Annotated in this window: 13 protein-coding genes; 2 read left to right on the top strand and 11 right to left on the bottom strand. The window is 54.3% G+C overall.

The features are described from left to right. On the bottom strand, positions 1–567 hold the full coding sequence (rimP, locus tag ACT3RW_RS04870; protein WP_131089994.1) for a ribosome maturation factor RimP: 567 nt from the start codon (positions 565–567) through the stop codon (positions 1–3). A gap of 174 nt (positions 568–741) precedes the next feature. Between rimP and ACT3RW_RS04865 the strand changes: the two genes are divergently transcribed. Together ACT3RW_RS04865 and ACT3RW_RS04860 are read left to right on the top strand one after the other, a co-directional pair. After that, a complete protein-coding gene (locus tag ACT3RW_RS04865) occupies positions 742–1,809 on the top strand; it encodes a hypothetical protein (RefSeq protein WP_444613009.1) in 1,068 nt (355 codons plus the stop codon). A 455-nt stretch (positions 1,810–2,264) separates the two neighbouring features. Continuing rightward, positions 2,265–2,711: a hypothetical protein gene (locus ACT3RW_RS04860; RefSeq protein WP_444613008.1), complete on the top strand. Its 447-nt coding sequence runs from the start codon at positions 2,265–2,267 to the stop codon at positions 2,709–2,711. A gap of 21 nt (positions 2,712–2,732) precedes the next feature. Here the strand turns inward: ACT3RW_RS04860 and ACT3RW_RS04855 are convergent, their stop codons facing one another. The 10 genes from ACT3RW_RS04855 to ACT3RW_RS04810 all read right to left on the bottom strand — a co-directional run bounded on the left by ACT3RW_RS04855 (position 2,733) and on the right by ACT3RW_RS04810 (position 11,731). Continuing rightward, positions 2,733–3,521 (bottom strand): sulfite exporter TauE/SafE family protein, encoded by a 789-nt coding sequence (locus ACT3RW_RS04855; RefSeq protein WP_444614616.1) that lies wholly within the window; start codon positions 3,519–3,521, stop codon positions 2,733–2,735. A 58-nt stretch (positions 3,522–3,579) separates the two neighbouring features. Next, positions 3,580–5,367, bottom strand: coding sequence for a proline--tRNA ligase (locus ACT3RW_RS04850; protein ID WP_131089998.1), 1,788 nt, complete (start codon positions 5,365–5,367; stop codon positions 3,580–3,582). Positions 5,368–5,723: 356 nt separating this feature from the next. Then, a complete protein-coding gene (locus ACT3RW_RS04845) occupies positions 5,724–6,467 on the bottom strand; it encodes a hypothetical protein (RefSeq protein WP_444613007.1) in 744 nt (247 codons plus the stop codon). Between the two features lie 78 nt (positions 6,468–6,545). Next, on the bottom strand, positions 6,546–7,292 hold the full coding sequence (locus ACT3RW_RS04840; RefSeq protein ID WP_444613006.1) for a hypothetical protein: 747 nt from the start codon (positions 7,290–7,292) through the stop codon (positions 6,546–6,548). A gap of 51 nt (positions 7,293–7,343) precedes the next feature. Next, positions 7,344–8,042 carry a hypothetical protein gene (locus tag ACT3RW_RS04835; RefSeq protein ID WP_444613005.1) on the bottom strand — a complete coding sequence of 233 codons (699 nt, stop codon included), beginning with the start codon at positions 8,040–8,042 and terminating at the stop codon, positions 7,344–7,346. A gap of 22 nt (positions 8,043–8,064) precedes the next feature. Continuing rightward, positions 8,065–8,889 (bottom strand): GNAT family N-acetyltransferase, encoded by an 825-nt coding sequence (locus ACT3RW_RS04830; RefSeq protein ID WP_444613004.1) that lies wholly within the window; start codon positions 8,887–8,889, stop codon positions 8,065–8,067. A gap of 25 nt (positions 8,890–8,914) precedes the next feature. Then, entirely contained in the window at positions 8,915–10,081 is a 1,167-nt protein-coding gene (gene ispG / locus ACT3RW_RS04825) for a flavodoxin-dependent (E)-4-hydroxy-3-methylbut-2-enyl-diphosphate synthase (RefSeq protein ID WP_131090002.1), read from the bottom strand. 142 nt (positions 10,082–10,223) lie between these two features. Next, positions 10,224–10,778, bottom strand: coding sequence for an NAD(P)H-dependent oxidoreductase (locus tag ACT3RW_RS04820; protein ID WP_131090003.1), 555 nt, complete (start codon positions 10,776–10,778; stop codon positions 10,224–10,226). Positions 10,779–10,900: 122 nt separating this feature from the next. Beyond that, positions 10,901–11,323 (bottom strand): alternative ribosome rescue aminoacyl-tRNA hydrolase ArfB, encoded by a 423-nt coding sequence (arfB, locus tag ACT3RW_RS04815; RefSeq protein WP_444613003.1) that lies wholly within the window; start codon positions 11,321–11,323, stop codon positions 10,901–10,903. Between the two features lie 108 nt (positions 11,324–11,431). Continuing rightward, on the bottom strand, positions 11,432–11,731 hold the full coding sequence (locus ACT3RW_RS04810; protein ID WP_444613002.1) for a YciI family protein: 300 nt from the start codon (positions 11,729–11,731) through the stop codon (positions 11,432–11,434). Positions 11,732–11,738 lie beyond the last annotated feature (7 nt).

Here is an 11,738-nt window from a genome sequence, read left to right as displayed (position 1 = left end):
TTAGCCCTCCAAATCTTCAGAATCAACGGTGTCTAGTGGTGCGTCATCGAAGTTCAGTTCTGGGTCGACGACAGCTTTACGGATATTTTCAAAAGTGTGGAGGGCAGGTTCTAGGACCTTAGTCTTCATACCCTTCTTAGCTGGCTCACGGTGCTCAGCAACCAACACATCAGCGTCGTTAACTTCCAACAGCCGGCCGCGCAGTTTGGTTCCGTCGGCCAAGGAAATCTTAACCATGCGGTTTAGGGCGCGAACCCAGTGACGCTTGGCAGTCAGCGGGCGGGAAAGACCTGGCGAGCTGACTTCCAGTTCATAAGGGTCAGCCGACGCATAAGCTGCGTCTTTGTCCAGAGCGTTGGAGATGGTGGTGGTTACTTCACCGAGTTCATCAAGAATCACCGAATCGTTGCCGTCTGGCTTGTCAACGATGATCTGAACGATCATCTGCTTGCCAGAGGGGCGCAAAGTTACTTCTTCTAGGAGAAGCCCGTGGGATTCTACTTCCTTGGAAAGCAAAGCAGTCAGACGCTGCGCTTCCTGTTCGGTATCGGCCGGTATTCCGGTCATGGATATCCTCCCACGCTATTCGATGTTGTCCGTTAAGCGTATATTGCGTTTCGCTTGTTGAGAACTATCAACCGCGCTCAGGTGAAAGAACTCACGAAGTTTTTCTTCTCGTGGTGGTGCGCAACACGAGAATTGACCTAAATTCGAGCTCGAACGTGAAATGATCGAATCGCTATGACTGAAAAATTCCCTCACGCCGATGCTCGCAAGAAGAAAATCGCTTCTCGTGCGCCGAGCTGGATCGCACCAGTGTTAGGCGGTGTTGTTGCTGCAGCACTCACCTGGGGAATTGGTAGCACGATATTTCATGGGGCCTTAGTTGATCAGGGTCTACCAGAACAGGTCCAGTCCGCCTCGGACGATGAACGTGCCTTGTGGGTTCGAGGAGGCGAGCTCGCAGACCTCGCGGCCCGAGCCAACAAGCTCGCCGAGCTAACCGATGGTTCCAGCGCTGAAGCTTTGGCAAACCTAGGCGCTTCGCTGGCGCAGGGCGCTGCCTTACTCGGCGAATTGCAGTTCGAAGAGCAGACACCAACTGCATTACCGCAGTCCTACTCCCCCGAACTCGTACAAGAATTGGCTCAAGATGTGGCCAAGTCTTCAGCTTCGCTGCCTGCGCTGAAGAAGCCGTCGCTACAGAGCACAAAGCTTCTTTCTCAGATCGCGTTCCAGACCAACCTCGATGCCAACAAAGCGATGGACTCCTTGGGTGAAAAGAACCCACCGGAGCTTGCCAAGCCACTCAGTGCCGTCGCCGACCAGGATCAGAACCAGCCAGTGGCGTGCCTTCCCGATCCAAATTTGCTTAACGCTGACGCCGAGGTTAAAGACTCAAAGAACTTTGAGTCCGTCACCGTAGCTCGTGCATTGGACCGCGGTTATGCCTTGGACTATGCGTTGCAGCTACAGGCCGCCCGTGGTGTCTCCTCGCAATCAGCCGCGATTGAGAAGAAACGAACTGCACTGAGCAAGCAGTTAGCAAGCTTGCGTTCGGCGGTAGATGCAAAGTGTGAAGATTTGCGCCAGCCTGCTTACGCGTTGCCCAAAGATGGCCTGAAGGATCTGGGGAACGTCGTTTCAGATGCGACCGAGGATTTTGATCAAGCGTTAGTTCTTGCCGCTGGCAGCTCGGATGAAGGCACTGGCCAACGCATCGCCGCTGTTGCTTTTGAAGTGCTGGACAACGAAGCTAAAGCCAATCCTGAGCACCGCATCCTAGTGTCCGGCGCCAGCGTCAATTAGAGCTGAATCCATCCTAGATTTTCGTGGAGTTCACCTCGAAGATAGCTATTACAAAATAATCACAACGTTGATATTTGCTCACCCGTGGCATGATTCCGTGACGATAATTTACGCAGATATGCGGGGAGCTCTCAGCACATTATTGTTGGTCACCTTGGCCAGCACTCTGGATCCTTAGCGCAAACTTCCAAGACAACCGGTCTTTAGAGTCTTAGATCGTTTTCAATTTCACCAGATATATCCGCCCTACTGCTATACGGAATCGTATTCGCGATTATCGAATTGTCCTTCGCAAGATCGTTCTCTCGCAATTCCTGGATAAAACGGCTAGGGTGAAATCAAGGTTCAACGGTTCAAGTATTTACCGGCACAAGCTCCGGAGAATTTACGAAACCTGAGGGCCTTACATGGGGATCCAGACACTCGTTACAAAAACGTACACAGGAGGATGGATAATGCCAGGTCGATTTGTACGATCCAAAATTGCGGAACTTGTCAGCGAAATCATTAATTCGCGACAGGGCCGTGCTCAGCTCAGCGCTCACGGCTGGGTTCAAGGAATGCCGATTGTCATTGCGCAACCGGAAGAGAGCCTCAGCGACGTGATGTCACTGGTCGCGGCCCACCAACCTCCAGTACTGGTCGCCACCACTGACCCAACAAATGGTGATCTGTGGTTTATGTACGTCTCCATCGGTTGCACTGCTTTGCAGGTTGTTGAGCCCCTGCCTCAAAAGACCACCATCGAGCAACTGTACCGCTCGGCAATCCCAACAAGTTTCTTAACTTTCCGCATTGCTCAAATGCCGGCCAGCTCGGTGGTCCATGCAATCGCCCCACAGCACGTTAAGCATGAGGACGGCTACACAACGGTGGAAGCTTCCACTTCACACAGTCTCTAACCCTGCGCTTTAGGCGCATCACTAGCCGGCGAAGATCATGTCCGATCCAAGCTTTATGATGAGCGCACTGACGACAACAACAAATACGATGCGGATGAACCCGCTGCCTTTGGAAATCGCCATGCGCGCACCGAGGTATCCGCCGATCATGTTCATAACACCCATGGCCAGTCCCAGCCCAACAAGTACGTGTCCGGTGGGGACGAACAAAAGTAGCGCGCCAGCATTGGTGCACAGGTTAACGATTTTTGCTTTCGCCGAAGACTGCAGGAAGTTGTAACCGAGCACGGTGACCATGGAGATGATCAAGAACGAGCCCGTTCCGGGCCCAACCATGCCGTCATAACCGCCGATAATGAGGCCAATCGCCAGGGCGCGCAGGTAGTGCTTGCGTCCGGTGTAGCGCAGCCGTGAAAGTTCGCCGGCTTTCGGTTTGAAGATGGTAAAGAGTAACACCGCAATTAGAGCGGCGATGATAATCGGTTTGATCGCTTGTGCAGGCAGAATTGTTGCCAATCCCGCTCCACCGAATGCACCAACCAGCGCTGTAGCCGCCATAGGGAGTGCGGTCTTCAGATCCGGACTGGTGCGCCGATAGTACGTGACCGCACTGGTCGCGGTACCAAAAATTGACCCAAGCTTGTTAGTCGCGAGCGCCTGTACCGGAGTAATGCCCGGAAAAAGTAGTAGCGCGGGCAATTGAATCAGTCCTCCACCGCCAACCACCGCGTCGATCCATCCAGCACCCAAGGCAGCTAATAACAGCAATGCCAAGGGCCAGAGGGATACGGGTTCACCGTTGACGGACAGGAATTCCAATACTTCTTGCACCGCGCTACTCCCCTATTTAGTTTTTACGTACGGCCTTTTAGGCTGTCAGCTCAGCAACAACATCTTCGACCTTGACGTCGCGACGTTCACCAGTGGCGCGGTCCTTGACCTCAACCACTCCGTCAGCCAAACCGCGGCCAACCACAACGATGGTCGGCACACCGATGAGCTCTGCATCAGAGAACTTCACACCAGCAGATAGCTTTGGACGGTCATCCAAAATGACTTCCTGGCCGGCAGCTTCAAGCTCATTAGCCAGCTTCTCCGCAGCCTCAAGCATTTCGGCGCCCTTGCCAGTGACCACGATGTGAACCTGGGCTGGAGCAATCTGCTTAGGCCAAGCAAGACCGTTTTCATCATGGTAAGTTTCGGCCAGTGCGGCTACTGCGCGGGTTACACCGACGCCGTAGGAGCCCATGGTGACAACCGTGAGCTTGCCGTTCTGGTCAAGAACCTTCAGGTCCAATGCCTGTGCGTACTTACGTCCCAGCTGGAAGATGTGGCCCATCTCGATGCCACGCTCGGTCCTTAGTGGACCGGAGCCGTCCGGAGCAGGATCGCCTTCGAGTACGTTGACGCCTTCAATGGTGCCGTCAAAAGTGAAGTCGCGGCCTGCAACAAGACCGAAGACGTGCTTGCCCTGCTCGTTGGCGCCGGTGATCCAGGTAGTACCTGAAACCACGCGAGGATCAACCAAGTACGGGATGGCATTTTCGGTATCTTTGCCCAGCAACTGGTTATCCAGACCCAAGGCTGGGCCGAGGTAGCCAGTAACAATCTCAGGGTGGCTCTTCAAATCCTGCGCAGTAGCCTGCTCAACACCGACTTCGCCGTTGATACCCAGTGCGATACCAACGGTTGCTTCCAAACGCTTCTCGTCGACCTGACGGTCACCCGGAATGCCCAGAACAACTAGGTGGCGGTTTCCTTCAGGATCAATAACAGCCAGCACCACGTTTTTCAGGGTGTCTTTGGCTTCCCAAGCACGATCTTCACGTGGACGCAGCTCGTTGGCTGCAGCTACCAGCGTGGCGATGGTTGGGGTATCGGGCGTTTCGATGACTTCGTATGCCGGTGCATTGGTGAAATCAATGTCCTCAGGCACCACGGTGGTGACGGCTTCAACGTTTGCAGCATAACCGCCAGCCGAGCGGACAAAAGTGTCCTCACCGATCGGTGTTGGGTGCAGGAATTCTTCGGACTTGGAGCCACCCATGGCGCCAGCCTGCGCGAAGACCGGAACAACTTCCAGACCCAAGCGCTCAAAGATCTTCAGGTACGCACCACGGTGAGCCATGTAGGCCTCGTCCAGACCGGCATCATCGATGTTGAAGGAGTACGAATCCTTCATGATGAATTCGCGTCCACGTAGCAGGCCCGCGCGTGGACGTGCTTCGTCGCGGTACTTGTTCTGGATTTGGTACAGGTAAACCGGCAGGTCCTTGTACGAGTTGTACAGGTCCTTGACCAGCAAGGTGAACATTTCCTCGTGGGTTGGGGCCAAAAGGTAGTCGGCATCCTTGCGGTCCTTGAGGCGGAACAGTCCATCCCCATATTCGGTCCAACGACCGGTCTGCTCGTATGGTTCGCGAGGCAGCAGTGCTGGGAAATGTACTTCCTGGCCACCGATGGCGTTCATTTCTTCGCGCACAATAGCTTCAACACGCGCAAGGACCCTCAAGCCCAGCGGCAGCCAGGTGTAGATACCCGGGGCTGCGCGGCGGATATAACCAGCGCGGACCAACAGCTTGTGGCTGGCGACTTCGGCGTCAACCGGATCTTCACGCAAGGTGCGCAAGAAGGTAGTGGAAAGCTTCAAGACCACTGAGGGGCGTCCTATTCCGTCCGTCGACGCCGAAAGGGTATTTCGGTGCCGACTAGCTATGCAAAATCAAAAGGGTTTTTGGCCGCAAAGTCGACCAGTTCTAATGCTACCGCTTCGCATCACTTCCCAATAAATTCAAGGGGAATCGGCTAGCTCGTGTTGCGGATTTTCCTTACCGTACATCTGCTGTCTATTCACCGGCGTCTTTGGTTACGCCCGAGCAAGACATGGGCAGAGCTTCCTGCCACTTGGAGATTCATGGCCGAGCATTGCTCAGCGCACCGGCACGACGAATTAGAAAAGCTCCCCTACAGTTCGATGCGAACTGTAGGAGAGCCTTCCGAATTTGCTACTGACTACTTAGCGGTTTCCTTGATTTCAGCAACGCCCTTGTTCAGCTCAGTGGTGAGCTTCTTCAGTACGTCTTCCGCAGATTCTGAACCGTCGCCACCGGAGTAGGCGACGACTACAGCATTACTTCCCACGAGCCCCTGTACCTGGTACGAACCGCCCGGGAACTCCTGGCCATTGACCGTCATGGTGGTTTGGGTGGCAATGGTGGTGTCAGCGTCAGAAGTCGCATCCAGGATCTTTGCCGATGCGGCGATCTCCTGGCCGGACATGGACATCGTGAACTTGTCACAGCCCTGCATGTCCTTCTTTTCCGCCATTTGCTTTGCCTTGTCCAGCTTGGAAGTGTCCTCATATCCAACGACTGAATAGGTGGTGGACGCAGTGCCTTCACCGGTCACCATGGCGACTGCCATGTTAGTACCGTCGAGGTTCTCTGTTCCCTGCTGAGTGACCAGTTCGGCGCACTTCTCGGGCTTGATGTTCATCTGCTCGATGAGCTTCTTGGAGTCAGGCAGTGCTGCCTTGATGGTGTCACTGTCCATGACCTGAGCCTTGGAGTCATCACCCACCATGGACTTGACGACGGCGGTGGTCTGATCCGCGGTCAGTGCCTTGGCTTCGGGAGCCTGTTCTTCAGCGGCTTCAGTGGCACCGGAACTGCTTGCAGCGTTGTCGCTGGAGCCGCCACAACCGGTCAAAGCGAATGCTGCCGCGATCGGCAGCACCCAGAAAGCATGCTTCTTCATGATGTAATCCTCACGTCGGTGATGAAATTCCAACTACAGTATTACACAACACGTTCGAAATAAAAGTATTTACCAGAACTATTGCACCGATTTGATTTCATCAAAAGCTTGATCCGTTAACTTGACTGCTTCGGTGGCAAGTTCGGCCGGTTGCACGGATCCGGTCTGCAGCGTAATTAGAACAAAATTATTGCCATCTAGCGCTTGAACTGCGACTGAACTCAACGTTTGCCCACCACCTGCATCCATAACCGTGGACATGGTCAGCGCGCGTTCGGCATTCACGTCCATAGGCAAGATCTGACGTTTTGCTTTGAGTTCTTTGCCGCTCTGTTCGATAGTCACCGTGCCGCAGTCTTCTAGGTCGTCAAAGGCCAGTGCATTTAATACATTCGCCCTGGTGGCTTCATCGGTGATGGAAAATATCTGGACCACCTTGCCCACTTCTTCCGAACTGCTAGTCGAGGTCGCCGCCACCGAACTGGTTAGGTCTGTAACCGAATACTTGGCGTTGAGCTCTGCACATTTTTCAGGCTTAATTCCGGCTGGCATTTCTGCGTCTTTGGCAGCTTCAAGCTGGGGTTGCATCTGCTCGTTGCTTATAACCTGTACTGACTGGTCGGACTTTAACAATGTGGATGCGACGGTTTCTACTTGCTTTGCGTCCAGACTCTTACCGTCTCCTGCGCCCTGGCTCTGGCTCTTTGCAGATTCAGAAGGCTGACCCGGCGTCCCGTTTTCTTCACTCTGCACACCGCCAGAACAACCGGCCAAGGCCAAAGATGCGGTCAGTGCAACCATGGAAAATACGAAACGCTTGGTCATAAGTTGTCCTTAACGAGTGTTGAAATTGGGCCGCCTGGCGATCTGGATCGCCTATTTCAGCGTCTTGAGCAACTCGTTGATCGTCGATTGTGCCGCTTGAATTTGTTGTTTCGTTTGGCTTGGGGTTGTGGATTGCTGCAAGCCGATCAGCACATTTGAATTGCTGGAACTGACCACGAGCTGTTGCTGAGTAGATTTACCGTTACTGCTTGTGGACACGTAGGCCTCATCGTGATCCGCGTCCGAGTCCAACGCTTGTTCAGCTAGGTGGTAGGCCCGTCGTTCTCCATTGGCGGTCACCGAATAGCGCGAGCATTGCTCATTGGCAGCATTTTTGGTTTCCCAATGCTTTCTCAAAAGCTGCTCATCTTTGTAGATGGCAACCGTGAGGTGACGGCCTTCGAATTCAACCGCGGCCATAGTGGCATTCTTCAGTTGGTCGGCCACCGGCTGGGCGAAGGTGACTCCGCACTTACTTGGATTGACCTTGATTGATTCGAGCCATTCCTGCGCCTTTGGAATAGTTGAGCGCAACTGCTGGTCAGAGAGTACAACAGCGTTTTTATCCGAAGATGTGAAGTCCGCTAATTTACGTTGCAACTGGTCGCTATCAAGGCTAACTAGCTTTTGGGAACTTGGCTCAGGAGTTGGTTCAGGGATTGGCTCAGCCTGGCTACAACTACTCAGGGCAACGGCACCAATGCACAGCGCCATGGCCAGCAACAATCGAGAACCGTTAGAAGGAGCCACAAATTTTCCTGTCTCAGATCAGTTAGAACAAGATGGTCGCGAACGTGTCGACCTGCTCAAAACCGATGCGCTGATAAGTCTTCATCGCGGGCACATTAAAGTCATTTACATAAAGGCTGGCAATGGGCGCAAATTGCAGCGCGTACTGGACGGTGGAGCTCATGTAAGCAGCTGCTAGGCCAAGTCCACGGTAGCGTGGATTGACCCAGACTCCCTGGATCTGGACCACTTCATCAGTGACCGTTCCCAAATCAGCTTTGAAAATCACGTCACCATGTTCATCGCAGTCAATGACTGTGTGGCCGTCTCGAATGAGTTGGCGTACTCGGCTGCGGTAGAAGCTTCCGCCATTTTCTAGCGGCGAATACCCAAGCTCTTCTTCAAACATGGCAGCGCTGGCGGGAAGTACCAGATCAAATTCGTGAATCTTTGCGGCTCGCAAGGAATTCTGCTCAATGCCATCAGGAAGTTGCGAAATCGTCATCAACGGCTGATTTTCCCGCACATCAAAGATAGGCTGCGGTCCTTCGCGCAGCACTTCGTGCATCGGAAGAACCGACGTGGCGGGCCCGAAAACCGAGGCAAAGCGCTGTCGAGAATCCAAGGCGTGGACTGCAAACTTTTGCGCCTGATCTTCGCTCATGGCGGTGGGCGCCACGTTGGCACCCACCCAACATGCAGCTGCCAAACCATCGTCACCGTCGACCCCAACAATATGGGCAAAGCCATCGGGGACGGCTGAACGGTGCATACTCACCTGAGAACGGGTGAAAATATTGGCGACGGGGTCGCGGTCGAGTAGCTCGATGAGGGCCGTCGTATCACGACGGCCCAGAGTCCGCGGCACCCTTGTGTCGCCTCGTCGGCTTTCTTTAGCTGACGGAGACCACGGGAGAACCCGAGGTAGGATTCTCGTCATCGTTCAGTCCCATTTCATCAGCCATACGGTTAGCTTCTTCGATCAGAGTCTCAACAATCTGGTCCTCTGGAACGGTCTTGATGACTTCGCCCCTGACGAAGATCTGGCCCTTGCCGTTGCCCGATGCCACACCAAGGTCAGCGTCGCGCGCCTCGCCTGGTCCGTTGACAACACAGCCCATAACGGCCACACGCAATGGAGCCTTCATTCCTTCAAGTCCCGCGGTGACCTGTTCAGCCAAGGTGTAAACGTCCACCTGGGCACGTCCACACGAAGGGCAGGAAACAATATCAAGCTTGCGAGGACGCAGGTTCAGCGATTCCAGAATCTGGTTGCCAACCTTGACTTCCTCAACTGGAGGAGCCGAGAGCGATACACGGATGGTGTCGCCGATGCCCTTTGAGAGCAGTGCGCCGAACGCCGTAGCGGACTTGATGGTGCCCTGGAATGCGGGACCAGCTTCAGTCACGCCCAAGTGCAGTGGCCAGTCACCACGTTCGGCTAGAAGTTCATAAGCACGAACCATAATGACTGGGTCATTGTGCTTTACCGAAATCTTGAAGTCGTGGAATCCATGCTCTTCGAAAAGCGAAGCTTCCCAGACAGCGGATTCGACCAATGCTTCTGGAGTCGCCTTGCCGTACTTCTGCAACAGGCGGCGATCCAGCGAACCGGCGTTGACGCCGATACGGATTGAGGTGCCGTGATCCTTGGCGGCCTGAGCGATTTCCTTGACCTGGTCATCGAACTGGCGAATGTTTCCTGGGTTCACTCGAACCGCACCGCAGCCAGCTTCAATGGCAGCAAAGACGTACTTCGGCTGGAAATGAATATCTGCAATGACCGGGATCTGCGACTTCATCGCAATGATCTTCAACGCGTCAGCGTCTTTGTCCGTAGGACAGGCGACACGCACGATGTCACAACCGGCGGCAGTCAGCTCTGCAATTTGCTGCAAGGTCGCGTTGATGTCGTGAGTTTTTGTGGTGGTCATCGACTGGACCGAAATCGGCGAATCGGAACCTACACCAACCGAGCCGACCTGGAACTGGCGAGTCTGACGACGTGGTGTGAGAACCGGCGGTGGGCCTGCCGGCATGCCTAGGCTGACCGAAGTCAATGGACGCCTCCGAGTAAATTGTGGATAAATCTCTTAGTCCAAGTATGTCACCGTATCGAGGTGAGCGGGTACTCATGCGAGAAAGGCCACGGGGTCACCGTGGCCTTTCTCGCAGTAATAAGCTGATTTTGCTGACTAGGTCCTAGTTGGCTTCAGCAATTTCTTTGATGCTGTTGAGCACGGCTGCAACCTGCTCAACAACCTCAGTGTCATCCTTCGGGTGCAGCTCAGCGAAGCGAACAACCGAGTTTGGAATTGCCAGCTTGACGTCTTCCAGGACGTTGGCGCCAGCGATGTTCAGTGCCTTGCGAGCTTCATCCTGAGCCCACACGCCGCCGTACTGGCCGAATGCGGTGCCAACAACAACGGTTGGCATGCCCGAAACTGCGCCTGCACCGAATGGGCGTGAAAGCCAGTCAATGGCGTTCTTCAGAACTGCTGGCATGGTGCCGTTGTACTCAGGGGTCACCAAGATCAACGCGTCAGCTTCGCCGGCTGCATCGCGCAGAACCTGTGCCGTTACTGGAACGGTACCTTCGACGTCAAGATCCTCATTGTAGAAAGGAATGTTTTCTAGGCCGCTGAATACCGAAACTTCGACGCCCTCTGGAGCGTGGTGAGCGGCAGCTTCTGCCAACTGAACGTTGGTCGAGCCGTTGCGGAGGGATCCAACGAGGGTGAGGACCTTTGTGGCCATGGGTGTGCTCCTAAAAGACGGAAATAGAAAAAGAAGCTGACGCTTCATCTATTTCCAACTATGAATGATGCCCATCCATTCCACGAAACAAGGTGACCGGGATCACTTCACCCTTAGACACATCAATCTCGCCCTGGCTTTTGCCGTAGTTGCTTAGTGACCGAGCGGTTGGATTTTGCATTCAGTCTGCGTCGCTGCGAACCGCGGGTTGGCTTGGTCGCCTTGCGAGTTGGAGCATCCGGCGCCAAGGCTTTCGAAACAAGCAGAGCAAGCTTGTCCATTGCAATCTGTCGATTACGCCATTGGGAACGTTCCTCGGAGGCACGAACTACCACGGCGCCAGAGACGAGCCGCGATGCCAATTTCTGCAGGAGCCGCTCACGTTGCCAGGGCGAAAGTACTCGCGAGGCGCCGATCACCCACGAAAGCTCAGCCCGAGAGTCGGAAGTATTAACGTGCTGGCCACCGGGACCCGAAGAACGGCTGAAATTCCACGAAAGCTCGGTGTCCGGTATGACTAGCGAATCGTTGACATGCAGATCCATCGTTGACTCCTCTCCCGGTCGGTCCCAGATGACTTCTCAATAGCTACTTAAATGCTGATGCCCTCGCCCTCCAGTTTCTGGAGCGCGAGGGCTTAGCCTACCAATAATTTAGGAAGCGAATTCCTGCAATCGTCCGATAACTGGATTCCACTCGGTGACGGTCGTCTTTGCAATCGCGCCGACCTTGGCAAAGGGGTCATTGGCAAGGAACTCATTCAAGCCCTCTTCGGACTCGGCAGCAAAGATCAACAACGCACCATCATTGACCGGAGTCGGACCCGAAACGAGAACTCGAACCGGTCCTTCAACAAGAAAATCGCACAGGTACTCACGGTGTGCCGGGCGGTGTTCGTTTCGTAGTTCATCGGAGTCTTGGGCGTACACGTATTCAACAGCATAAACAGTCATAGCTACA

This window comes from Glutamicibacter sp. AOP5-A2-18 (assembly GCF_052446055.1).
Taxonomy (GTDB): Bacteria; Actinomycetota; Actinomycetes; order Actinomycetales; family Micrococcaceae; genus Glutamicibacter.
The sequence above is the reverse complement of the archived record's forward strand: the minus strand, read 5'-3'. Positions and strand labels throughout refer to the sequence as shown.